This is a genomic window from Stenotrophomonas sp. YJH_SMC_36, assembly GCF_059369935.1.
In genome coordinates this window covers 334,774-355,537 of sequence record NZ_JCAFTD010000001.1, presented here as the reverse complement: position 1 = coordinate 355,537, position 20,764 = coordinate 334,774, and the positions used below count along the sequence as shown (strand labels likewise).

Annotated in this window: 24 protein-coding genes and 1 tRNA gene; 7 read left to right on the top strand and 18 right to left on the bottom strand. The window is 66.5% G+C overall.

What is annotated here, in order from left to right; translation table 11 throughout:
- Positions 1 to 68: 68 nt before the first annotated feature.
- The gene (locus tag AC5P76_RS01525; protein ID WP_065174771.1) at positions 69 to 581 is read left to right on the top strand and encodes a GNAT family N-acetyltransferase; all 513 of its coding nucleotides are present in this window, start codon (positions 69 to 71) and stop codon (positions 579 to 581) included.
- Between the two features lie 33 nt (positions 582 to 614).
- On the opposite strand, the gene AC5P76_RS01520 is transcribed toward AC5P76_RS01525, so the two are convergent.
- Entirely contained in the window at positions 615 to 932 is a 318-nt protein-coding gene (locus AC5P76_RS01520; RefSeq protein WP_053520162.1) for a TFIIB-type zinc ribbon-containing protein, read from the bottom strand.
- A 150-nt stretch (positions 933 to 1,082) separates the two neighbouring features.
- On the opposite strand from AC5P76_RS01520, the gene AC5P76_RS01515 reads away from it, so the two are divergent.
- Both AC5P76_RS01515 and AC5P76_RS01510 read left to right on the top strand, forming a co-directional pair.
- Positions 1,083 to 1,841, top strand: coding sequence for a CPBP family glutamic-type intramembrane protease (locus AC5P76_RS01515; RefSeq protein WP_253120268.1), 759 nt, complete (start codon positions 1,083 to 1,085; stop codon positions 1,839 to 1,841).
- Between the two features lie 92 nt (positions 1,842 to 1,933).
- A complete protein-coding gene (locus AC5P76_RS01510) occupies positions 1,934 to 2,356 on the top strand; it encodes a response regulator (protein ID WP_065174769.1) in 423 nt (140 codons plus the stop codon).
- 37 nt (positions 2,357 to 2,393) lie between these two features.
- Here the strand turns inward: AC5P76_RS01510 and AC5P76_RS01505 are convergent, their stop codons facing one another.
- Both AC5P76_RS01505 and AC5P76_RS01500 read right to left on the bottom strand, forming a co-directional pair.
- A complete protein-coding gene (locus AC5P76_RS01505; RefSeq protein ID WP_065174768.1) occupies positions 2,394 to 3,332 on the bottom strand; it encodes an alpha/beta hydrolase in 939 nt (312 codons plus the stop codon).
- Positions 3,333 to 3,414: 82 nt separating this feature from the next.
- Positions 3,415 to 4,266: an alpha/beta hydrolase gene (locus AC5P76_RS01500; protein ID WP_253120272.1), complete on the bottom strand. Its 852-nt coding sequence runs from the start codon at positions 4,264 to 4,266 to the stop codon at positions 3,415 to 3,417.
- Between the two features lie 713 nt (positions 4,267 to 4,979).
- Between AC5P76_RS01500 and AC5P76_RS01495 the strand changes: the two genes are divergently transcribed.
- The 3 genes from AC5P76_RS01495 (at position 4,980) to AC5P76_RS01485 (ending at position 6,235) form a co-directional block, all read left to right on the top strand.
- Positions 4,980 to 5,336, top strand: a complete 357-nt coding sequence (locus tag AC5P76_RS01495) for a hypothetical protein (RefSeq protein ID WP_253120275.1) — start codon at positions 4,980 to 4,982, stop codon at positions 5,334 to 5,336.
- Between the two features lie 74 nt (positions 5,337 to 5,410).
- Positions 5,411 to 5,740 carry a hypothetical protein gene (locus AC5P76_RS01490; protein WP_164153082.1) on the top strand — a complete coding sequence of 110 codons (330 nt, stop codon included), beginning with the start codon at positions 5,411 to 5,413 and terminating at the stop codon, positions 5,738 to 5,740.
- 57 nt (positions 5,741 to 5,797) lie between these two features.
- Positions 5,798 to 6,235 carry a hypothetical protein gene (locus AC5P76_RS01485; protein WP_253120277.1) on the top strand — a complete coding sequence of 146 codons (438 nt, stop codon included), beginning with the start codon at positions 5,798 to 5,800 and terminating at the stop codon, positions 6,233 to 6,235.
- Between the two features lie 431 nt (positions 6,236 to 6,666).
- Here AC5P76_RS01485 and AC5P76_RS01480 read toward each other — a convergent pair.
- Positions 6,667 to 6,742 (bottom strand) — tRNA-Lys (locus AC5P76_RS01480).
- Positions 6,743 to 6,917: 175 nt separating this feature from the next.
- Between AC5P76_RS01480 and AC5P76_RS01475 the strand changes: the two genes are divergently transcribed.
- Positions 6,918 to 7,874, top strand: coding sequence for a DUF2268 domain-containing putative Zn-dependent protease (locus AC5P76_RS01475; protein ID WP_253120357.1), 957 nt, complete (start codon positions 6,918 to 6,920; stop codon positions 7,872 to 7,874).
- Positions 7,875 to 7,945: 71 nt separating this feature from the next.
- Here the strand turns inward: AC5P76_RS01475 and queC are convergent, their stop codons facing one another.
- The 14 genes from queC to AC5P76_RS01405 all read right to left on the bottom strand — a co-directional run bounded on the left by queC (position 7,946) and on the right by AC5P76_RS01405 (position 20,659).
- The gene (gene queC, locus AC5P76_RS01470) at positions 7,946 to 8,611 is read right to left on the bottom strand and encodes a 7-cyano-7-deazaguanine synthase QueC (RefSeq protein ID WP_053520243.1); all 666 of its coding nucleotides are present in this window, start codon (positions 8,609 to 8,611) and stop codon (positions 7,946 to 7,948) included.
- 76 nt (positions 8,612 to 8,687) lie between these two features.
- Positions 8,688 to 9,389, bottom strand: coding sequence for a 7-carboxy-7-deazaguanine synthase QueE (queE, locus tag AC5P76_RS01465; RefSeq protein WP_053520244.1), 702 nt, complete (start codon positions 9,387 to 9,389; stop codon positions 8,688 to 8,690).
- A gap of 229 nt (positions 9,390 to 9,618) precedes the next feature.
- The gene (gene ybgF, locus AC5P76_RS01460) at positions 9,619 to 10,434 is read right to left on the bottom strand and encodes a tol-pal system protein YbgF (RefSeq protein ID WP_053520245.1); all 816 of its coding nucleotides are present in this window, start codon (positions 10,432 to 10,434) and stop codon (positions 9,619 to 9,621) included.
- Positions 10,435 to 10,437: 3 nt separating this feature from the next.
- Positions 10,438 to 10,956: a peptidoglycan-associated lipoprotein Pal gene (gene pal, locus AC5P76_RS01455; RefSeq protein ID WP_005418510.1), complete on the bottom strand. Its 519-nt coding sequence runs from the start codon at positions 10,954 to 10,956 to the stop codon at positions 10,438 to 10,440.
- 64 nt (positions 10,957 to 11,020) lie between these two features.
- Positions 11,021 to 12,340: a Tol-Pal system beta propeller repeat protein TolB gene (gene tolB, locus AC5P76_RS01450; RefSeq protein ID WP_053520246.1), complete on the bottom strand. Its 1,320-nt coding sequence runs from the start codon at positions 12,338 to 12,340 to the stop codon at positions 11,021 to 11,023.
- A 181-nt stretch (positions 12,341 to 12,521) separates the two neighbouring features.
- Positions 12,522 to 13,574 carry a cell envelope integrity protein TolA gene (gene tolA, locus AC5P76_RS01445; RefSeq protein WP_053520247.1) on the bottom strand — a complete coding sequence of 351 codons (1,053 nt, stop codon included), beginning with the start codon at positions 13,572 to 13,574 and terminating at the stop codon, positions 12,522 to 12,524.
- A complete protein-coding gene (gene tolR / locus AC5P76_RS01440; RefSeq protein WP_053520248.1) occupies positions 13,564 to 13,992 on the bottom strand; it encodes a protein TolR in 429 nt (142 codons plus the stop codon). Before tolR ends, tolA begins: the two co-directional genes overlap by 11 nt.
- A 24-nt stretch (positions 13,993 to 14,016) precedes the next feature.
- The gene (gene tolQ / locus AC5P76_RS01435) at positions 14,017 to 14,796 is read right to left on the bottom strand and encodes a protein TolQ (protein ID WP_053520249.1); all 780 of its coding nucleotides are present in this window, start codon (positions 14,794 to 14,796) and stop codon (positions 14,017 to 14,019) included.
- Between the two features lie 10 nt (positions 14,797 to 14,806).
- On the bottom strand, positions 14,807 to 15,238 hold the full coding sequence (gene ybgC / locus AC5P76_RS01430) for a tol-pal system-associated acyl-CoA thioesterase (protein WP_053520250.1): 432 nt from the start codon (positions 15,236 to 15,238) through the stop codon (positions 14,807 to 14,809).
- Positions 15,228 to 16,268, bottom strand: a complete 1,041-nt coding sequence (gene ruvB / locus AC5P76_RS01425; RefSeq protein ID WP_065174760.1) for a Holliday junction branch migration DNA helicase RuvB — start codon at positions 16,266 to 16,268, stop codon at positions 15,228 to 15,230. The genes ybgC and ruvB overlap by 11 nt, the downstream gene beginning before the upstream one ends.
- A 457-nt stretch (positions 16,269 to 16,725) precedes the next feature.
- A complete protein-coding gene (locus AC5P76_RS01420) occupies positions 16,726 to 18,645 on the bottom strand; it encodes a potassium transporter Kup (RefSeq protein WP_053519356.1) in 1,920 nt (639 codons plus the stop codon).
- 48 nt (positions 18,646 to 18,693) lie between these two features.
- Positions 18,694 to 19,287, bottom strand: coding sequence for a Holliday junction branch migration protein RuvA (gene ruvA / locus AC5P76_RS01415; RefSeq protein WP_053519357.1), 594 nt, complete (start codon positions 19,285 to 19,287; stop codon positions 18,694 to 18,696).
- 13 nt (positions 19,288 to 19,300) lie between these two features.
- Positions 19,301 to 19,822, bottom strand: a complete 522-nt coding sequence (gene ruvC, locus AC5P76_RS01410; RefSeq protein WP_053519359.1) for a crossover junction endodeoxyribonuclease RuvC — start codon at positions 19,820 to 19,822, stop codon at positions 19,301 to 19,303.
- A gap of 105 nt (positions 19,823 to 19,927) precedes the next feature.
- Complete coding sequence (locus AC5P76_RS01405) at positions 19,928 to 20,659, bottom strand: YebC/PmpR family DNA-binding transcriptional regulator (protein WP_053519361.1); 732 nt, start codon at positions 20,657 to 20,659, stop codon at positions 19,928 to 19,930.
- Positions 20,660 to 20,764: the final 105 nt, after the last annotated feature.

The following is a 20,764-nucleotide window of genomic DNA, read 5'->3' as shown; positions in this document are numbered from 1 at the left end:
TGCAGCAGCCGGCCCCGGTTCAGACCGGGGCCGGCTACACTGCGGCACGTTCTTTCGCAGCTTGCATCATGGCCTTGCAGATCCGCCGCGCCACCTTCGCCGACGCTGAAGCGCTCTCAGCGATCGCCATCGCCACCTACACCGAAACCTGGGGCGACTCCTATCCGCCGCAGGATCTGCATGCGTTCCTGCACGCGCACTACAGCACGCAGCCGCAGCGCATCGAGCTGTCCGATCCACGCAGCGCGGTCTGGCTGCTGCTCGATGGCGATACGGTGGTTGGCTATCTGGCCGCAGGAGCCAACACCCTGCCGCATGTCGACGCCCGCGACGGCGACATCGAACTCAAGCGCCTGTATGTGCTGGCGGCGTACCAGAACGGCGGCCACGGGGCGCGCCTGATGGAGGCGTTCCTGCATTGGCTGGATACGCCGCAGCGCCGCACCCTGTGGGTCGGCGTCTGGGAGGAGAACCTCGGCGCACAGCGCTTCTACGCGCGCTACGGTTGCAGCAAGGCCGGCGAATACGACTTCATCGTCGGCGACAGCCGCGATCGCGAGTTCATCCTGCGCCGGGCCTGACGCCCCCGGGATCGCCGCTGCCCCGTGGGCCTGTCAGAAATCGAACAGGTCGGACAGGAAGCTTTCCTTCTTCTTTTTCTTGTAGCCGTAACCGTGCTGGCCACGGTTTTCGTCGTGACGCTGGCCAAGGTGGCGGGTATCGCGGTGCATCACCGGCGGTGGCACTGCCGCCGGTTGTGCCTGTGCTGGCGGCGGTGGCGGCACCGCCGCACCGGCATTGGCGCGCTCGATGATCTTGTCCAGTTCGCCACGATCCAGCCACACGCCGCGGCAATTCGGGCAGTAGTCGATCTCGATGCCATGGCGCTCGGCCATCTGCAGGGTCTGGGTCTTGCACACGGGGCACAGCATCGGCATTGCTCCTGTCAGGTCTGATCTGGACTCTACCTGCTCTGCGATGACTGTCCGGCAACGCATGACCGATGGCAGGGGGACTTCCGGCGCGTGCCCTGCATCGCGCCGCATCGCACACTGCGGTCTGGTCCCGCATGGAATGCGCTGATGAGTGTCCTGTCCCGCCTGCCGACTGCCGCCCGGATCCTGCTGGTCCTGCTGGGAACGGGCCTGGGGCTGAACGTACGTGACATCGCGGCGGCGCTGGGGCGGCCCATCCCCGGCCTGCCGATCCCCTATGGCGGCAGCCTGCTCGACAACGCCCTGGCGGTGCTGGTGGCCGTGCTGCTGGCCCTGCTGCTGCGTCCGCGCCACATGGGGTTGGCCGAAAGCCTCGGCCTGCGCGGCAACGGGATGCGCGGACCGCTATGGGTGCTGCTGGCCAGCCTGCCCTGCTGGGTGGGTCTGGCCGTGCTCGGCCGACCCAACACGGCGCTGACCGCCCTCGATGCGACGATGCTGGCCATTCTGTTCCCGCTGGCCGAAGAGATTCTGTTCCGCGGCCTGGGCTTCATTCTGCTGGTGAAGATCGTGCGCGGCCCGTGGCCCTTGCTCGCACTGCCGCAGGCCCTGTTGTTCGGCATGGTGCACTGGCTTGGATTCGGCGGTTTCGATGGCGGCGGGGTGGCGCTGTTCGTCGGTACGGTGATCGCCTTGGGCGGCTTCGTCTTCGCCTGGCTGGACCGCCTGGATGGCAACACCCTGTGGTGCGGCCTGGCGCTGCACGTGTCGATGAACCTGGCCTGGAACGTGTTCAGCCTGGACGACGCCGTGGCGCTGGGTTGGCAGGCCACCAGCCTGCGCATCGGCACGGCTCTGCTGGCGGTCGCGGTCCTGGCCTGGGGCGTGCGCCGGCGCCGCCTGTAACATCCACGTGGCTTGCCGTGCACGCCGGGATCACTACCGGATTGCGCATACTTGCGCGCCTTTTCACCGTCGCTGTCCGGAGTTGTCGCGTCATGTTGCTGTCCAAGCGCCACGTTGAACCGCGCGTCCTGCTGATCGAGGACGCGGAGGAGACCCGCGAACTGAGCCGCATGGCGCTGGAAAGCCAGGCCTGCCACGTGGTGGGGGTGAGCTCTGCCGAAGCGGCACTGGGCCTGCTGGCCGCCGGCGAGCGCTTCGACCTGCTGTTCACCGACGTCAATCTGGGCCCGATCAGCGGCATCGAAGCCGCCAACCGGGTCCGCGGCCTGCATCCCCAGCTGCCGATCCTGGTGACATCGGGCATGGACCAGCACGCCGTCCTGCCGCAGTTGCGCGACGGCATCCATTTCCTGCCCAAGCCGTACAACATGAGCGAGTTGCTCGATGCGATCCGCCTGTGCTTCCGCCACGCGGATGTGGGCGTATTGACCGGGCCGGATGCACAGGCGGCGTGAAGCATCCATCCACGCCCTGCGTGGATGACCTCCGCCGTCAACCGCTGCTGTACGGCCCGGTGCCCGGGAACACCCTCAGCAGCGCGCGCGTGATCACGTCCGGGTAGACCGTGAAGTGGTCCTCGTCATCGATCACCATGTTCTCCACCTTCAACGAACGCCCGCTGCTGCGCAGCTGCTCGGCGAACTCGGCGTTGTCGCGCAGCATGTCGTTGCGGGTGAAATAACGCGGCTCGGGCTTGACCGTTTCAAAGCTGCCTACCGACAGCACCACCGTGGTCGGCTGCGTCGGCGCCTTGGCCTCCGCCTGCATGCGCGGCACGCGATGATCATCGAACCACAGCGACGGACTGGACAGGATATAGCTACGGAACATGTCCGGGCGCGTGGTCAGCACATAGGCACCGAACAGGCCACCATAGGAATGGCCTGCATAGGCACGCCGCGCCGGATCGGTGCGGTAGCGCGCATCGATCATCGGCAGCACCTGCTCGGCAAGAAAGTCGCGATAGTGCGCGGCACCGCCGTAGCTGACGTCATCACTGTAGTCCCGCGGATCGGTACGTGCCGGGTCGCTGGGCGTGTAGTCGCGCGAGCGGCTCTGCCTGGAGGTCAGCCCCTCCTGCGGCGGCAGCCCCACCAGGATGAAGTCTTCGATGTTGACGCCCCGCTGCCCCACCATGTGTCGCACGCTGCGTACCAGCGGGAAGCTGTACAGCGCGTCGGTCACGTACAGCACCGGATAGCGCTTTTCCGGATGTGCGGCGTAGTCGGCCGGCAACGCCACCCACACCGGGTAATCGCGGCCGACCGGATCGTGCACGCGCAGCGCCTCGGTATCCGGCAGCACCACACCCGGCGCGACGGTAGACGCGCTTTGCTTCGCCTCACTCTGCGCCGCCGGTGGCGCCACCGACATCGCACAGCCACTTACGGCCAGACAGGCCGCCACACTCCATCCACGCACACGCTGCATCCACACGCTCCCGTTACGGGCGGCGCACCGGATGGCGCCGCTGCCGCATCCTTGCATGCGGTGCACGCCGGTGCCAGTGCGGTCAGGGCGAAGCCGCTGGCGGCGCCGGGAACAGCGTGCGCAGTGCCTGCAATGCGGCCGGGTGATAGATCGTGGCGTGGGTTTCTTCCGGCAGCGGCAGGTACTTCACCAGCGGCGACGGCGACGGCTGTTGCAGCAGCGTGGCCAGCTGCGCCGCGGAACTGGCCAGTTCCGGTTGCCCACTGCTGGCCAGGAATACGCGTGGCTTTGCCTGCGTCACCGCCGGCAGCTGCGTGGCTGCGCCGGCCAGCAAGGTGCCACGGTTCCACCACAGGCTGGGATCGAGCGCGATGTAGCTGTTGAACAGCGCCGGTTCCTGCAGCAGTGTTTCAACCACGAACAGGCCGGCCAACGATTCGCCGATCAACGCACGCTCGTCGGTGGTCGGGTAGCGCTGGCGCACCTGCGGCATCAGTTCATCGCGCAGGAAGGCGCGGTAGGCCGCCGAACCGCCGATGCGCGGCGCGATCTTCTGGTCCTGCGGGTCCTTGCTGGGGCCGGTCATGTCGCGGCGGCGCTCGGTGTTCTCGATGCCGACCAGCAGGAACGGACGCATGCCGCCGTTGCCGCTCAACACCTGCACCAGCCCCGCCACATGCAGGAAGTCCTCGCCGATGCCACCGTCGGGCATGTAGAGCACCGGCAGCGGTGCCTTCGGATCCAGGCCCCACGGCTGCGGGCGGTAGACATTGATGCGGCGGGTCTCGCCCAGCGCCTTCGATTGCACGGTGAAGGTCTCGCCGATGACGAGCGGCGCGGCCGGCGTTGTCTGCGCGGACGGCGCGGGTTCGGCGGCCATCAGTGGCGCGGGGGAGACGGCGGACAACAACAGCGACAGCACGATGAGGCGCATGGGGGAACCCGTCCTGGGAAAGAGGCCGAGCATAGCGCGAGGTCGCTGTAGATCCACGCCAAGCGTGGATGGATCACTGTAGAGCCGAGCCCACGCTCGGCTTGGCCTTGGCGCAAACCGCAGCCGAGCATGGCTCGGCTCTACAACACCTCGCCCCGGCGCAGACGCCAACATCTCGGTCGTCGCAAATGCACCGATTTTCGAGGGTACGACTCGCAGGCCTTGCCACCGCTGCAGGCGAAAGTCACGCCCATTTTCCACGCGACACATCACGGCATGGTCGCCGCCACCCGCTGTTCTCGACAACTTCCAACGCGATAAACCGGGCGTAAGCATCAACACGTCGCGTACTGTCGCTTGCCGCATCAGATGCGCCTGCGCCACCATCGTCGCGCGCCTTGGTTCCGCATTTCTCTTCGGAGAATCCTCATTGAAATCCAAGCGCGTGCGTAAACACCATGCAGCGCCACCGACAACGGATGGCGCCGGGCCTGCAAGCCCACGATGCCTGTAAGCATGTTGTTTGCGCTCACCCGCCGACACTGTCTCTGGACCGTGCCGGCGGGTGATCCGTCGGCCTTCATGGCGGGCGGTGCGTGGGGGTTTTCGGACCCGCCGGTTAACTGCTTACTGTCATCCCGGCTTGCAGCCACGCATCGCCTGCCACCCGTCCTGCGCGGTGGCATTCCCACCCCAGCGCCGAGGAAGCCGACATGAACCAGCGTCCGCCGTATGTTTCAGATACCGCCAGCGTCAACGATGACGATGACAACCCATCGCCCGAACTGAGCACCTTCCTGGGCTGCCTGAAACGCATCCGCGCGGGTGAAGGTGCCGATGGTCTGCCCTGGTCTGAGGCCGACGTTTCCCCGGGGCGTGGGGTTGCCCTGTCGCGGGTGGAACGGGCTGCCATCGGCATGCTGACCGTGGCGGAAATGCTGCACGCCGCCGACCGCTGCCGGGAAATGGCAACGCCGGACCGGCATCTGGACGCCGGGGTGGTGGAAGGGCTGTTCTTCGCCTGCCGCAGCCTGGCGGAACTGGTGTGCCGGGATGTGCGGGCCGAGTAGCCCGCTGCCGCAAAGCGGTCCATACTCGGGCCGGACCGGTCCATCGTCATGTTCAAACCTACAAGGAGGTACGCATGTTGAATGCAATGATCGTCGTCGCACTGGCCGCAGGCCCAACCGCATCCGCTCCGTATGGCGACTGCCTGCTCGCTAACCTCCAGCCCGGGCTGTCCGACCGTGCGGTGCAACTGGTGCAGCAGGCCTGCGCCGCGAAGCATCCCGACAGCTTCGCTGCATCAGTGGAACTGGAGCGCAGATACAGCATCCAACGGCAGGCGCAGTTCAGTGCTGATCGTGCCGCAGCGGAGCAGGCCGCGAACGCCGCCGCCCGCGCTGCGAATGTGGCTGCCACCGTGGCGGCGGAACGCGAGGCAGCAGAGGCCAAGGCTGCGACGGCGAAGTAGCCTCCACAGGAGGTGGGGAACGCACCCATTGATCGCTGTCCAAGGAAAGGAATTCCCATGCAGATGACGTCGCTTGCTTTCGGCATCGCGCTGTTGACGAGTGTGTCTGTCGGCCCGGCACTGGTCGGTGCAGACGCCGCACCCGTGAAGGCGCGCACCACCGTGGAATCGCGGACGACCTGGCCAGCAGGCTCCGTCGAGGCCGCGTCCATTCTGGCGTGGGTCAAGGCACGGTCTCCCGGATACGCGCCCGTCACCTCTGGGGGAGAGATTTCTATTGTCCGCAGGCAGATTGAGCCGCAGCCGCTGACTCGAACATCCAGCGGCTCAACTGTGGAGCTGCCCGCCTCAGGGCGGCAGGGCGAGGCGATCACGATCACGAATCGCCAGGCAGATGGCTCCATCGAAACCTGGGCCCATACAGGGATCGACAGCGGGTGGATGCTGGTTGAGTATCACTTCAAGCGCGGCTTCAGCCCCGAGAGCATGAACTAGTCCAGTTCCGCTTTGCACTCCTGTACGGCCCTGGAATGCTCCGCGATCTGCGTCGGATTTTCGTCCAGCATCTCTGCTCCATGCCGCACATGCATCAAAACAGGCCGCCGCAGCGTTGACTGCGCGGTGCCAGGATTCAAGCCACCGGCCTAGGGTCCAACCGTATGAGCAGCTTCAGCTTCTGGCATTGGATGATCGTGCTTGCGGCCGTACTGATCCCGGCCGGGATCGCCGCTGTCCTTGCCTATGTGCTGTTCCGAAGCCAGAAAGTGAAGTCGTGAGCGACACGCAATCGTCAGCCCCATGCAACGTCTGCGCGCAGCCGCAGAATGGGGCGCAGATGGAGAATGAAGCGCGTTGCCCTTGGCCTTGAGGTGGAGGACGATCCAAAGAAAAGGCGCCCCGAAGGACGCCTAAGTCTCTGAGTGCAATGGTGGGCCGTGTAGGATTCGAACCTACGACCAAAAGATTAAAAGTCTTCTGCTCTACCGACTGAGCTAACGGCCCGGTGCACTGCCCCAGCCGCGTGGCGGGGGTGGGCATTCTACCCCACTTTCCCACGCGACGCGAAACCCCATACCCGCAGTCCGGCCAATCAAGCGCCCGGGCAGCCGGCTTGAACCGGCTTAAACCTTCCGCCCACACCGCGCATCCCATCCCTGATCCCCACTGGAGAGCCAGGATGCGCCGCTGCCTGCCCCTGATCGCCGCACTGCTGTTGCCCGGCGCCGCGCTGGCAGCGGCGTCCCCGGTGCGTAGCGACGACATCGCCCGCTTCTGGGCCACCTACGATGCGGTGCGCGCCGAACCCGATGCCGAGCGCCGGGTGGCGCTCGTGCAGCAGCACTACGTCGACCCGGGCAGTCCCGGCCTGCATGCGCTGATGCAGGTCCGCAATTACACCGCGCGCGAGTATGCCGATGCCATGCGCGCGTGGCCGCGGTTCTGGAACTCGGTAAGGCCACTGACAACCAACGCCCGCAGTGCCAGCGCGACGCTGGAACAGGATCTCATGGCCTTCCGCACGCTCTACCCCTCCCTGCGCCGGGCCACGATCACCTATGCGGTGGGCGTGCTGCGTACCGGCGGTACCACGCTGGGCGACCAGGTGCTGATCGGTGCGGAGATGGCACTGGGCGACGAGCGCGTGGATGTCAGCGAACTGCCGGAGCCGATGCGCAGCCGCCTGCGCATCTTCTATGACAGCCGCCCCGGCGCGAACAACGCGCAGAACAACCTGCATGAGTATGTGCACACCCAGCAACGCGAGACCACCGGCAATCTGGCGCAGTACGCGGTACGCGAGGGTGTGGCCGAGTACATCGCCGAGCGCATCAGCGGCAGGCGCCCTGCCCTGCCGCTCTATGACTACGGCCCGCTGCACGAGGCGGAGATACGCACCCGGTTCATCGCCGAGATGGACGGCGATGACCTGGACAACTGGCTGTACAACAGTGCCCGCAATCCGTTCGGCGTGAGCGACGTGGGCTACTACGCCGGCTATCGCATCGCGCAGGAGTACATGCGCCGGCAGGCCGATGAGAAGGCGGGGATCGCGCGGATGATCGAGCTGGACTACGCCGATCCCAAGGCGGTGCGGGCCTTCATCGAAGCTTCGGGTTGGTTGCAGCAGCGGTAGCGTCAGGCCTGCCCGGCGCTCAGTGCCAACCAAGGTTGGCACCCACCATTGGGGCATCAGCCCCCATCACCTCAGGCGTACAGCGTCGGGTCGGCCACGCCGGCGTCGGCGAAGCCCTGTGCACGCAGGCGGCAGGCATCGCAGTGGCCGCACGCGGCACCGTTGGCATCGGCGTTGTAGCAGGACACGGTCAGGCCGAAGTCCACGCCCAGGCGCACGCCCTCGCTGACGATCTGGCCCTTGCTCAGGAACTGCAGCGGCGCGTGCACCTTGATGCCTGCGCCTTCCACGCCGGACTTCGTCGCCAGGTTGGCCAGGGTCTGGAAGGCGGCGATGAACTCGGGGCGGCAGTCCGGGTAGCCGGAGTAATCCACGGCATTGACGCCACAGAAGATGTCGTTGGCGCCCAGCACTTCGGCCCAGCCCAGGGCCAGCGACAGCATGATGGTGTTGCGTGCCGGCACGTAGGTGACCGGAATGCCGGCACCTCCGGCCTCGGGCACGTCGATGTCATCGGTCAGTGCCGAGCCGCCGATGCTGCGCAGGTCCACATCCACGGTCTTGTGCGCGACCACGCCCTGGGCCTTGGCCACGCGTGCGGCGGCGTCCAGTTCGGAGGTGTGGCGCTGGCCATAACGTACGCTCAGGGCATGCACCGCAAAGCCCTGTTCCTGGGCCATGGCGATGACGGCGGCTGAATCCATGCCGCCGGAGAGAAGCACGACTGCCTTCTTCATGGAAAATCTTCCGGTTGGGGGAGGAAAGCCAGCACGCTGTCCCGCGCCGGAGTTGCATCAGGAAACAAGGGTGGCCTCAGCGGCCCGGCTCATCGTTCCACAGAATCTTGTGCAGCTGCATCTGGAAGCGTACCGGAAGCCGGTCTTCAACAATCCAGTCGGCCAGCTGGCGCGCGGTGATCTCCCCCTTGCTGGGCGAGAAGAACACCGTGCAACGCTTCACCAGCTCGTGCTCGGCCAGCAGGGCCTTGGCCCAGTCGTAGTCCTCGCGGCTGCAGATGACGAACTTGATCTGGTCGCGTGCGGTCAGCAGCGGCAGGTTCTCCCAGCGGTTGCGCGCCACCTCGGCCGAACCCGGGGTCTTGATGTCGACCACGCGTGATACGCGCGGGTCCACCGCGCTGACGTCCAGCGCACCGGACGTTTCCAGCGAGACGTCCAGGCCGGCGTCACACAGCTTCTGCAGCAGCACCAGGCAGCGCTTCTGCGCCAGCGGCTCGCCGCCGGTCACGCAGACGTGACGCACGCCCTGGGCCAGCACTTCGGCCACGATGTCGTCGATATCCCACCAGGTGCCGCCGTGGAAGGCGTAGGCGGTGTCGCAGTACTGGCAGCGCAGCGGGCAGCCGGTCAGGCGCACGAACACGGTCGGCCAGCCGGCGGTATCGGCTTCGCCCTGCAGCGACGTGAAGATCTCGGTGATCTTCAGGCGCGGCAGGGGCGACTGCACGATGTCGCTGGGGGTGGCGACGGCGTTGGACGGGGTAACGGCGGTCATGGCGGGAACTTCTTTGTGGGACACGTGGCGGGTGGGCTACCGTGGCCGGTAACGAAAGCAGCAGAGCATGGCTCGGCTCTACAACAGCAACCGGACGGGCATGGCCCAGCCGGTGATGCGAGCCGCCGGGCATGGCCCGGCGCTACCGGATCCGGGTGGGTTGGCCGATCCGGAAACGAAAGCAGCCGAGCATGAGCTCGGCGCTACGGGACACATATTGTACGCCCGGTCAGCGGATCTGCTGGCCCAGGCGGATCGACTGCAGGCGGTCCTGCGCGGTGCGCGCGGCGTCCGAACCGGGGTACTGCGCCACGACAGTCTCCAGCGTCTGCTGGGCCTGATCGACCTTGCCCTCGCCATACTGCGAGAGGCCAACCTTGAGCAGGCCGCCCGCGGCCTTGTCATGGGTCGGATAGCGTGAGAGCAGCTCGCGGAACTGGGTCTCGGCCATCGGGAAATTGCGGGTGGCGTAGTAGCTCTCGCCCAGCCAGTACAGTGCATTCGGCGCGTACACGCCGTTCGGATACAACTGCAGGAAGCTCAGGAACAGCTGCGCCGAATCATCGTACTTGCCGGCCTTGAGCGAATCGAAGGCGACGTTGTAGGCGGTGCGCTCATCACCCGTGGCGGCCAGACTGCCGGGATCGCCATGGATGGACGGCGGCCGCTCGGAAGTGGCCGCCGCTGCCGGTTTGGCCGGGGCCGGTGCGGCCTGCGGCGCGTTCGCCGGAACGGGGGGCAGGACCGGGGCATTGCCCCCTTCCAACCGGTTCAGGCGGCTGTCCAGGTCCAGGTACTGATCCTGGGCGGACTGCTTGAGCTGGGCGTTGTCGTGCTGCAACTGCTCGATCGAGGCCTGCAGGCTGGTCACCTGCTGCCGCAGCTGGTTGATCTGGTTCAACAGGTCCTGGTTGGCACTGTTGTTGTACATCTGCTGCTCGAGCGCGCCGACACGATCGGCCAGACTCTGTCGCTGTGCATGCGCCGGTGCGGCAGCCACGAGGGCTGCCGCAACGACCAGCATCAGTTTGATGCCAATGCGCATGGATTACTGCGCGGTGTAGACGATTTCGACGCGACGGTTCTGCGACCAGCAGGACTCGTTCGACTCGGTGCAGACCGGACGCTCTTCACCGTAGGACACGACGGTCAGCTGCGAAGCCGAGCCACCGTTGGCCTGCAGCGCCGAGCTGACGCCGTTGCCACGACGCTCGCCCAGGGCCTGGTTGTACGCGCGCGAACCACGCTCGTCGGTGTGACCCTGCAGGGTGATGCGCGAGGACGGGCGGTCACGCAGGTACTTGGCGTGGCAAGCCATGATGGCCTGGAATTCCGGCTTCACGTCTTCCTTGTCCAGGTCGAAGTAGACAACGCGCTGGCGCAGGCAGGCATCGGTATCCAGGTCGCCCGGGCCGTACAGGCCGGAGGTCGACGGACCGGTCGGGGTGGTGGTCGAGGTGCCGGTGTCAACCGGGGCTGCCGGCTCTTCCTTCACCTTCTTCGAGCAACCGGCCAGGACGGCCACAGACAGCAGGGAAACAAGCAGAACACGGGTGGACTTGTTCATGGCGATACCTTTGTGGCTCCTAGGCCGATGAGGGGTTCAAGACAGCGAAAATATTAACACTCTTTTAGCGCTGGGTACGGTATGGGGACCATGCCGGCTCGCGCACATCACCATCGGCCAGAACCAGGCGCTGGCGAACCCGCGCATCGGCCGAAACGGCATACAACACACCACGGCCACCTTCGCGGGCGGCGTACAGCACCATGCTTGCGTTGGGCGCAAAGCTCGGCGATTCATCCAGCGAACCCGGGGACAGGGTGCTCCAGCGCGGCGAGCCCAGCGAGCTGTCCATCATCGCGATCTTGTAGCTGTTGCCCGAGCCCTGGGCCACGGCGATCTTCTTGCCGTCATAGGACACCGAAGGCTTGGCGTTGTAGTTGCCCTGGAAGGTCACGCGCTCGGCGCTGCCGCCGCCGGCACCGACCTTGTAGACCTGCGGACGGCCGCCGCGGTCGGAGGTGAAGTACACCGCGCTGCCGTCCGGCGCCCAGGTCGGCTCGGTATCGATGGCGAAGTGGTTGGTCAGCTGGGTGAGCTGCTTGCTGCCCAGGTCCATCACGTAGATTTCCGGGTTGCCGGAGCGCGACAGGGTCAGGGCCAGCTTGCGGCCGTCCGGCGAGAACGCAGGCGCGCTGTTGATGCCGCGGAAGCTGGTGACCAGCTCACGGGCACCGGTGGCGATGTTCTGGATGTAGATGGCCGAGTTGCCGCGCTCGAAGCTGACGTAGGCCAGCTTGCCACCATCCGGGCTCCACGACGGCGACAGCAGCGGCTCGGCCGAACGCACAATGGTCTGCGGGTTGTAGCCATCGGAGTCGGCCACCATCAGCGCATAGCGCATGGCGTCGCCCTTGCCGCTGGCGGTCACGTAGGCGATGCGCGTCCAGAAGGCACCCCGGACACCAGTGATCTTCTCGTAGATGGCATCGGCCATCTGGTGGGCGACGTCGCGCATGGCATTGCCGCGGGCGGTCATCGCCAGGCCGAGCAGGCGCTCGCCCTTCGGCACGTCGAACAGTTCGTATTCGACACGGTAGGCACCGGCACCGGCATCCAGCACGCGGCCGACCACGATGTAGTTCTGCTTCAGCGCGCGCCAGGTGGCGAACTGGATCTCGCCGCCACGGACGGGCTTTTCCACGATCTGCGCTTCGGGCAGGGTGCGGAACTGGCCCGAACGTTCCAGGTCGGCGCGGACCACACCGGCGACATCGGTCTGCGGTGCGGCCGACGAGCCCTGGTAGGGCATCGGCACGATGGTGATCGGCAGCGCGGACGCGTTGCCACCGATGATGTCGATATCCAGTCCCCTCTGCTGCGCGACGGCAGCGAAGGGCAGCAACAGGGCCGCAAACACGGCAAGCCAACGAGGCATCTTCTTCATGGAGCGCTCAATAGGGGGAAACCGGAACGAGGGATAGCAAAGCGGCGGTGAACCGCTTCGCAATCATGAACCAAGGGTACGTGAATTCCGGGTCAGTTCCAGCCCGTCCTCTCACGCCCCATTAACGTATCGGTCGGCTGCCGCGCGACGGGGCGACCCGCAGGCCGGCCCGCGCGGCCGATCAATCCTGCGCGGTGAAGGTCAGGTTGAGCGTGCGCGCAAACACCGATTCGAATCCGCGATAGGGCAACGGCTGCGCATTGAGCACTGCGGCCTCGATCGAACGCCTGCCGGCTTCGTCATAGGGGCAGTTGGCGCCCACCTTGGCCTGAAGCACCTGCCCCCCCGGAATCTGCGTGATGGTGATCTGGCAGCGCTGGCCCAGCGGCACACTGTCTGGACGCGTCCAGGCGCTGCGAACCTTGGCCTGGATCGCGGCAGCGTACTTCGCCGAAAGATCATCGCTGTTGCCACCGCCCCCAGCGGCCGGCTGTGCCGCACCGGTGTTGCCGGCCGGCGCGCTGCCGGCGGCGTTGCGTGCGGCGGCGACCTGGCGCAGCTTCTGCTCGGCCAGCTTGGCTTCCTTCTCCGCCTGTTCGCGCCTGGCACGGATCTCGGCGATCTTCTTCTGCCGTTCGGCCTCGGCCTGGTCGGCGGCCTGCCGCTCCTGCTCGGCACGCTTCTTCTTGGCGTCTTCTTCCTGCTGCTTGGCCAGGCGCAGCTTCTGCTCGGCTTCTTCCTGGCGCTTGCGCTCGGTCAGGTCGATCTGCTCCTGGCGGCGCTTGGCTTCCTGTTCCTGCCGGGCCTTCTCCTGCGAGATGGCCAGTGCGCTCACCGCCTCCTGGTCCTGCGTATCGGGCTGGGCGACACGCTCCTGCGCCTGTTGCTGCTGCGGCGTGGGGGCATCCTGCGGACGTGGCTCGGGAATCGGCTGCGGCGGTGGAATGGTGTCCTCGGGCACCGGAATCGGCTCGGCAACCGGCGGCGGCAGATCTTCCAGCTTCTCCGACTGGCGCAGGGCCTGGCGCGCAGCGGCCGCCTCCGACGCGGACAGCGCCAGGCTGGCCTCGACCGAGGGATCACCGGCAGCGGCATCGGTATTGCGCGTGGGCGACCACAGCCACGCCAGGATGAACACCAGCGCGACCAGCAGGTGCACCAGCACGGCCAGCGCCAGGGGCAGGCCCCAGCCCGGTTCCTGCTGTCGCGGAGGCGGCAGGGTCTCAGCGTGCATCGGTGGCCAGGCCTACCTTGTCCACTTTCGCGCGCTTGATCACGTCCATCGCCGCGATGACCTTCTCATAGGCCACGGCACGGTCGGCGGCGACGATCACGCGCAGGCCCTTGTCCTGTGCGGCGATGCCGGCCAGGCGCCCTTCCAGCTCCTCGGCAGACACGGCCGTGGGCTCCTTGGCGTCGGGCAGCTTCAGGCTCAACTGGCCGTCCTGGCGCACCGAAACGATCACCGGATCCTGCTTGCTCTCCAGCGCCTTGGCATTGGAGTTCGGCAGGTCCACGTCAAAACTCAGGGTGAGCAGCGGCGCGGTGACCATGAAGATGATCAGCAGCACCAGCATGACGTCGATATAGGGAACGACGTTGATTTCCGATTTCAGCTTGCGGCGCTTGCGGCGACCGATGGCAGCGGACATGGCTTGGACTCCCGGGTCAGGCGCTTACTCGTCGCCAGCGCTCTGGCGCTGCAGGATGGAGCTGAATTCGTCGGCGAAGGTCTCGAAACGGACCGACATGCGCTCCACACGGGTGGTGAAGCGGTTGTAGGCCCACACCGCCGGGATTGCCACGAACAGGCCGATGGCGGTGGCGAACAGCGCTTCGGAGATGCCCGGGGCGACCGAGGCGATGCCGGCCTGGGCACCGCTGCTGATCATGTCGTGCATGGTCACCATGATGCCGAACACGGTGCCGACCAGGCCCACGTAAGGCGCGGTCGAGCCGATATTGGCCAGCAGTTCCAGATTGCGCTCGAGCTGATCGACTTCGCGGGTGTAGGTGGTGCGCATCGCACGTTGCGCGCCTTCCAGCTGCGCACGGCCATCCAGCCGGCGCTTGTCGCGCAGGCGGGTGAACTCGCGGAAGCCCGCCTCGAAGATCGCCTCCAGGCCGCCCACGTTGCGGCTGCGGTCGGTGGCCGAGCTGTACAGCTTGCCCAGGTCGGCGCCGGACCAGAAGCGGTTCTCGAACTCGTCCGCCTCGCGGGTGGCCTGCTTGAACACGCGGGCCTTGCGGAAAATGATCACCCAGCTGACGAACGAGCCGACCAGCAGCAGCAGCACGATGATCTTCACCGGCAGGCTGGCCTTGGCCATCAGTTCGAGGTAGTTGATGCCGCCGCCGGTGGTGGCCTGGGCAAGGGTCTGGGTCGCGGCGTTGCTGACGTCAGCCGGCAGTGCCTCGGTGACCGTGGCCTGCAGGGCCAGGAGCGTTGCGATCATCCGTTGTTCCTCAGTGTTCGGATTCGGGGTGGAGGTAGGGTTGCAGCACGGCAAGGACGGCGTCGTCCATGCCACGCGGGCGGAAACTGGCCGCGTCCAGTGCGGCGATGCGGACCTGCGCCGACAGCAGCAGTTCGCCGTCGCGCTCGATCCGCTGATCGAAGACCATGCTGGCCTTCTTCAGCTGGACCAGCGTGGCACTCACCTGCAGGAGGTCATCCAGCCGCGCCGGTCGGATGAAGTCCATCTGCATGGCACGTACCGCGAAGACCATGCCGTGCTCACTGCGCATGCGCTCCTGGCCATAGCCCAGCGCGCGCATCCATTCGGTCCGGGCCCGTTCCATGAAGGCCACGTAGCGGGCGTGGTAGACCACCCCGCCTGCGTCCGTATCTTCCCAGTAAATGCGTGTCGGCCAACTGAATAGTGGCTCAACCGACATCGGGAACCTCCGCGAACAGGTCCTGCGGCGGGTTCTTCGGCTTCAGCCCCATGTGCCGGTACGCCTTGTGGGTGGCCATGCGGCCGCGCGCGGTGCGCACCAGGAAGCCCTGCTGGATCAGGTAGGGTTCGACCACGTCTTCCAGCGTTCCGCGCTCTTCGGACAGCGCGGCGGCCAGCGATTCGATGCCGACCGGGCCGCCGTCGAAGTAGTCCACCAGGGTCCTGAGCAGGCGCCGGTCGAGCTCGTCGAAACCCTCCGGGTCGACCTTGAGCATCTGCATGGCCGCCTGGGCGACCGCCACGTCGATATGGCCACCCGCCTTCACCTGGGCGTAGTCGCGCACCCGCCGCAGCAGGCGGTTGGCGATGCGCGGGGTGCCACGCGCACGGCGCGCGATCTCCCCTGCGCCATCGGCGGTGCAGTCGATGCCCAGGATGGTGGCCGAGCGGCGTACGATCCGGGTCAACTCCTCGACACTGTAGAACTCCAGCCGCTGGACGATGCCGAAGCGGTCGCGCAGCGGCGCGGTCAGCAGGCCGGCGCGGGTGGTGGCCCCGATCAGCGTGAACGGTGGCAGGTCGATCTTGATCGAGCGGGCCGCAGGGCCCTCGCCGATCATGATGTCGATCTGGAAATCCTCCATCGCCGGGTACAGCACTTCCTCGACCACCGGCGACAGGCGGTGGATCTCGTCCACGAACAGTACGTCGTGTGGCTGCAGGTTGGTCAACAGGGCGGCCAGATCACCGGCCTTTTCGATCACCGGGCCGGACGTCACCCGCAGCGCCACCCCCAGCTCGTTGGCGATGACGTGGCTGAGCGTGGTCTTGCCCAGCCCCGGCGGACCGAAGATCAGCACATGGTCGAGCGCGTCGCCGCGGGCCTTGGCCGCTTCGATGTAGATCTCCAGCTGCTCGCGCACCGGCGCCTGGCCCAGGTAATCGGCCAGTCGCTTGGGGCGGATGCTGGCGTCGGCGGCGTCATCCTCGCGGGTGGCGCCGGCGCCGATGATGCGGTCGTCGGTCATGTGCTGATTATGCGGCAAAAGCGCGGGTTTCGGCCGGGCTGCGCCCAGCACCCGCGGTAGTGCCGGCCGCTGGCCGGCAACCTCAACAGCAACAGCCGAAGCGGGCTTCCTGGGGAATGGCGGGGTGGGTCCGGTTGCGGGGGACGCTGCAAGTACGTCCATGTAAGCTCGGTCGCCGCATCCATGCGGCTCACGCCCCCGCAACCGGACCCACCCCGCCTTCGACAGTTGGCCGCGATCTGATGGTAGGTGTCGACCTTGGTCGACACGGAAGATCCACGCCATGCGTGGATGGAACAGAGCAGGAGAGTGGGCTCAGTTTCAGGCACGCAGCATCTCCGCAAGAGGAGCCCCCTTGTTGTTCAAGGGGGCGCGCCGATAGGCGGGGGGATAAGGTGGAGTGCGCGCGGGGCCCACGGTTTGCGCAGCAAATCGTGGGACGTAACGCAGGTGGAGATTAAATCTCCACCTGTGCGCCCAACTCAACCAGACGGTTGCCCGGAATCCGGAAGAAGCCCGTGGCCGGCGCAGCATTGCGATGCATCAGTGCGAACAGCTTGTCGCGCCAGATCGGCATGCCGCGGTTGGCGGTGGCGACGATGGTCTCGCGGCTGGCGAAGAAGGTGGTGTCCATCGGATCGAAATAGATCCCGCCGTGGTCGCAGGAGCGCATCAACGCCAACGGTACGTCCGGCGTCTCCATGAAACCGAAGCGGACATAGACCCGGTAGAACTCGTCGCCCACCGATTCGATCTTCAGCCGTTGCCCCTCCATCGCATAGGGAATGGGCAGGGTTTCCACATGCAGGAAGACGTTGCGCTCGTGCAGCACCTTGTTGTGCTTGAGGTTGTGCATCAGTGCATGCGGAGCCACGGTCGGGTCAGCGGTGAGGAACACCGCGGTACCCGGCACACGCACCGGCGGCGCCAGCATCAGGCCCGGCAGGAAGGTGTCGATTCGGATGCCGTCCTTGCGGATCTCGTCGCGCAGCAGCTCTCGGCCACGGCGCCAGGTGCGCATCATGGTGAACAGGAAGATGCCCAGCACGACCGGGAACCAGGCGCCCTGCAGCAGCTTGGCGCCATTGGCGATGACGAAGCCGACGTCGATGATGAAGAACACCACGCACAGCGGCAGGATCCAATGGCGCGCCTTGGGCCACAGCGAGCGCGCGACCAGGGCCAGCAGCAGCGTATCGATCAGCATGGTGGCCGAGACCGAGATGCCATAGGCCACGGCCAGGTTCGACGAGCTGCGGAAGGCCAGCACCAGGCCGATGACCATCACCGCGATGCCCCAGTTGATGCCCGGGATGTAGATCTGGCCGATGGTGTCGTGCGAAGTGTGCTTGATGCGCATGCGCGGGATGTAGCCGAGCTGCATGGCCTGGCGCGAGACCGAGAACGCGCCGGTGATCACCGACTGCGAGGCGATCACCGCCGCCATCGTGGCCAGGATGATCATCGGATACAGGGCCCAGTCGGGGACCGCTTCGAAGAAGGGATTCTTCACCGCTTCGGGGTGGTTCAGCACCAGCGCACCCTGCCCCAGGTAGTTCAGCACCAGGCACGGCAGCACGAAGAAGTACCAGGCATGGCGGATGGGCTTGGCACCGAAGTGGCCCATGTCGGCATACAGGGCCTCGCCACCGGTGACCGCCAGCACCACGGCGCCAAGGATGAAGATGCCGTGCCAGCTGTGCTCCATGAAGAAGCGGATGGCCCACCACGGGTTGAACGCCTTCAGCACTTCCGGCGAATCGATGATGTTGTAGATGCCGATCGCCGCCAGCGAAATGAACCACACCGAGGTGATCGGGCCGAACGCCTTGCCGATCTTCTCTGTGCCGAAACGCTGCGCGGCGAACACCATCAGCAGGACCACCACGGTGATCGGCACGATGAACGCGTGCAGGCCCGGTGCGGCCACCTCCAGGCCCTCGACGGCACCAAGCACCGAGATCGCAGGGGTGATCACGCCATCACCGAAGAACAGCGACGCACCGAAGATGCCCAGGATGCCCACCACGTAGGCCGAGCGTGAGCCGTTGCGCAGCGTACGCTGGGTCAGCGCCATCAACGCCATGATGCCGCCCTCGCCATCGTTGTCGGCGCGCATGATGATGGTCACGTACTTCAGGGTGACCACGATGTTCAGCGCCCAGAACGCCAGCGACAGCACGCCGAGCACGGTGTCGTGGTCGCTGTTGAGCCCGTAGTGCGGCGAGAACGCCTCCTTCAGGGTGTACAGCGGGCTGGTACCGATGTCACCGAAGACCACACCGATCGCACCGATGACCAGCGCCAGTCCCCCGGCCGGGGGGGCGTGACCGTGTCCGCCAGGGGCGGCTGCGTGCGGGGTTTGACTGCTGGACATGGGACTCCTGGCGAAGCTCAGGCGATGGGGGGAGGAAAAGGACGCGGCTCAGCGCAGCGCCGACTGCAGGGCCTTGCGGATGACCGTGGCCACTTCGTCGCCTTCGTTGAAGGCATCACGGGCCATGCGGGCCGCTTCAGCCGGCTTGTAGCCCAGCTGCTGCAGCGCCACGGTGGCATCGGACAGCGGGTCGGCCGGGGCCGGACCGCTGCCGGTCGGCAGCGCCCCGCCGGCACCGAACTGGGCCGCACGGTCGCGCAGCTCCAGCACCATGCGCTCGGCCGTCTTCTTGCCGATGCCCGGGATGCGGGTCAGTGCGGTGATATCGCCCGCCTGCACCATGCGCGCGAATTCCTCGACGCTGACAGCGGACAGCACGGCCAGCGCGATCTTCGCGCCGATGCCGCTGACCTTCTGCACATCGCGGAACAGCCGACGCTCGCCTTCGCGCAGGAAGCCGTACAGCGAGACGCTGTCTTCCTTCTGCGCGTAATGGGTGTACAGCGTGACCTCGCGTCCGAGCTCGGGCAGGTCGTAGAAGGTGCTCATCGGCGCCTCCAGTTCGTAGCCCACTCCATTCACGTCCACCACCAGCCACGGCGGCGCCTTGTAGGCGACGATGCCGCGCAGTCGACCGATCATTGCGTGCAGCTCCTCATTTGCGACCCCACGCCTGGCGGGCGCTGAGCCCCAGGCGGTTGGCCGTCGCCCTTACGTGGGCGTGGGTGATCGCTACCGCCAACGCGTCGGCCGCGTCGGCCTGCAGCTTGGTTTTCAGGTTGAGCATGAGCCCGACCATGTGTTGAACCTGTTGCTTTTCCGCGCCACCACGGCCGACCACCGCCAGCTTGATCTCGCTGGCGGCGTATTCGTGCACCGGCAGGTCGCGCAGCACCACGGCCGAAATGGCTGCGCCGCGGGCCTGGCCCAGCTTCAGCGCCGAATCGGGGTTGCGCGCCATGAACACGCGCTCGATCGCCACTTCCTGCGGCTGGTACTCGCGGCACAGGTCGGCCAGACCCAGCACCAGCAGCTTCATCCGCTGCGGGAAATCGTCGGCGCCCAGCAGCACCAGGGGCTGGTGATGGACGTGGATGACGCGCCCTGCGGCATCGACATCGATGATGCCCACCCCGGTCCGCTGTGAACCGGGGTCGATGCCGAGGATGCGGGTCATGCCGCGCTCCTGGCGGGGCGGAACGGGAAGCGCTGGCAGGCGTATGGGCTCATGACTGTCCGCGGTGACCGTTCAACGGCCCGCGCCCAGGCCGTCGGTGACGGCTCAGGCGTAGGCGTCGGCGCCGAGTTCGGCGTTCGAATACACGTCCTGCACGTCGTCCAGGTCTTCAAGCATGTCCAGCAGCTTGCGGACCTGCAGGGCGACCTCGCCCTCGACCTTGATGTCGTTGTCGGCGCGGAAGGTGATCTCGGCGTGGTCGGCGAGATGCCCTGCGGCAGTCATCGCCTCCTTTACCGCGTTGAATGCGTCAGGGCTGGTGACCACGTCGATCGAGCCATCGTCCGGATAGACGACGATGTCATCGGCGCCCGCCTCGATGGCCGCTTCGGTGATCGCCTCCTCGTCGGCACCCGGGGCAAAGCTGAGCACGCCCAGGCGCTTGAACATGAAGGCCACCGAGCCCTCGGTACCCATGTTGCCGCCGCATTTGCTGAACGCGTGGCGGACATCGGCCACGGTGCGCACGCGGTTGTCGGTCAGGCAATCGACGATCACCGCCACACCGCCGGGCGCATAGCCCTCGTAGCGCACTTCCTCGTAGTCGACGCCTTCCAGCTCACCGGTGGCCTTCTTGATCGCACGTTCGATCACGTCCTTGGACATGTTCACGGCCAGGCCCTTGTCCATCGCCACGCGCAGGCGCGGGTTGTTGTTGGGGTCGCCTCCACCGCCGCGCGCGGCCACGCCGATCTCGCGGATGATCTTGGTGAAAATCTTGCCGCGCTTCGCGTCGGACGCGTTCTTGCGGGCTTCGATGGAGGGGCCTCTACCCATGGGTGCTACCGTCTGGCTGCTTCAGGATCAAGGCGCGGATTCTACCTGATCGGGCGCTGCAACCGTGTCTAGGGCGGATGGACGCCGCTGCGCTCGCCGGGCATG

What these genes read in the sequence shown, in the direction of transcription:
- AC5P76_RS01525 (WP_065174771.1), top strand. Translation starts at nt 69, where the DNA reads ATGGCCTTGCAGATCCGCCGCGCCACCTTCGCCGACGCTGAAGCGCTC.
- AC5P76_RS01520 (WP_053520162.1), bottom strand. Translation starts at nt 932, where the DNA reads ATGCTGTGCCCCGTGTGCAAGACCCAGACCCTGCAGATGGCCGAGCGC.
- AC5P76_RS01515 (WP_253120268.1), top strand. Translation starts at nt 1,083, where the DNA reads ATGAGTGTCCTGTCCCGCCTGCCGACTGCCGCCCGGATCCTGCTGGTC.
- AC5P76_RS01510 (WP_065174769.1), top strand. Translation starts at nt 1,934, where the DNA reads ATGTTGCTGTCCAAGCGCCACGTTGAACCGCGCGTCCTGCTGATCGAG.
- AC5P76_RS01505 (WP_065174768.1), bottom strand. Translation starts at nt 3,332, where the DNA reads ATGCAGCGTGTGCGTGGATGGAGTGTGGCGGCCTGTCTGGCCGTAAGT.
- AC5P76_RS01500 (WP_253120272.1), bottom strand. Translation starts at nt 4,266, where the DNA reads ATGCGCCTCATCGTGCTGTCGCTGTTGTTGTCCGCCGTCTCCCCCGCG.
- AC5P76_RS01495 (WP_253120275.1), top strand. Translation starts at nt 4,980, where the DNA reads ATGAACCAGCGTCCGCCGTATGTTTCAGATACCGCCAGCGTCAACGAT.
- AC5P76_RS01490 (WP_164153082.1), top strand. Translation starts at nt 5,411, where the DNA reads ATGTTGAATGCAATGATCGTCGTCGCACTGGCCGCAGGCCCAACCGCA.
- AC5P76_RS01485 (WP_253120277.1), top strand. Translation starts at nt 5,798, where the DNA reads ATGCAGATGACGTCGCTTGCTTTCGGCATCGCGCTGTTGACGAGTGTG.
- AC5P76_RS01475 (WP_253120357.1), top strand. Translation starts at nt 6,918, where the DNA reads ATGCGCCGCTGCCTGCCCCTGATCGCCGCACTGCTGTTGCCCGGCGCC.
- queC (WP_053520243.1), bottom strand. Translation starts at nt 8,611, where the DNA reads ATGAAGAAGGCAGTCGTGCTTCTCTCCGGCGGCATGGATTCAGCCGCC.
- queE (WP_053520244.1), bottom strand. Translation starts at nt 9,389, where the DNA reads ATGACCGCCGTTACCCCGTCCAACGCCGTCGCCACCCCCAGCGACATC.
- ybgF (WP_053520245.1), bottom strand. Translation starts at nt 10,434, where the DNA reads ATGCGCATTGGCATCAAACTGATGCTGGTCGTTGCGGCAGCCCTCGTG.
- pal (WP_005418510.1), bottom strand. Translation starts at nt 10,956, where the DNA reads ATGAACAAGTCCACCCGTGTTCTGCTTGTTTCCCTGCTGTCTGTGGCC.
- tolB (WP_053520246.1), bottom strand. Translation starts at nt 12,340, where the DNA reads ATGAAGAAGATGCCTCGTTGGCTTGCCGTGTTTGCGGCCCTGTTGCTG.
- tolA (WP_053520247.1), bottom strand. Translation starts at nt 13,574, where the DNA reads ATGCACGCTGAGACCCTGCCGCCTCCGCGACAGCAGGAACCGGGCTGG.
- tolR (WP_053520248.1), bottom strand. Translation starts at nt 13,992, where the DNA reads ATGTCCGCTGCCATCGGTCGCCGCAAGCGCCGCAAGCTGAAATCGGAA.
- tolQ (WP_053520249.1), bottom strand. Translation starts at nt 14,796, where the DNA reads ATGATCGCAACGCTCCTGGCCCTGCAGGCCACGGTCACCGAGGCACTG.
- ybgC (WP_053520250.1), bottom strand. Translation starts at nt 15,238, where the DNA reads ATGTCGGTTGAGCCACTATTCAGTTGGCCGACACGCATTTACTGGGAA.
- ruvB (WP_065174760.1), bottom strand. Translation starts at nt 16,268, where the DNA reads ATGACCGACGACCGCATCATCGGCGCCGGCGCCACCCGCGAGGATGAC.
- AC5P76_RS01420 (WP_053519356.1), bottom strand. Translation starts at nt 18,645, where the DNA reads ATGTCCAGCAGTCAAACCCCGCACGCAGCCGCCCCTGGCGGACACGGT.
- ruvA (WP_053519357.1), bottom strand. Translation starts at nt 19,287, where the DNA reads ATGATCGGTCGACTGCGCGGCATCGTCGCCTACAAGGCGCCGCCGTGG.
- ruvC (WP_053519359.1), bottom strand. Translation starts at nt 19,822, where the DNA reads ATGACCCGCATCCTCGGCATCGACCCCGGTTCACAGCGGACCGGGGTG.
- AC5P76_RS01405 (WP_053519361.1), bottom strand. Translation starts at nt 20,659, where the DNA reads ATGGGTAGAGGCCCCTCCATCGAAGCCCGCAAGAACGCGTCCGACGCG.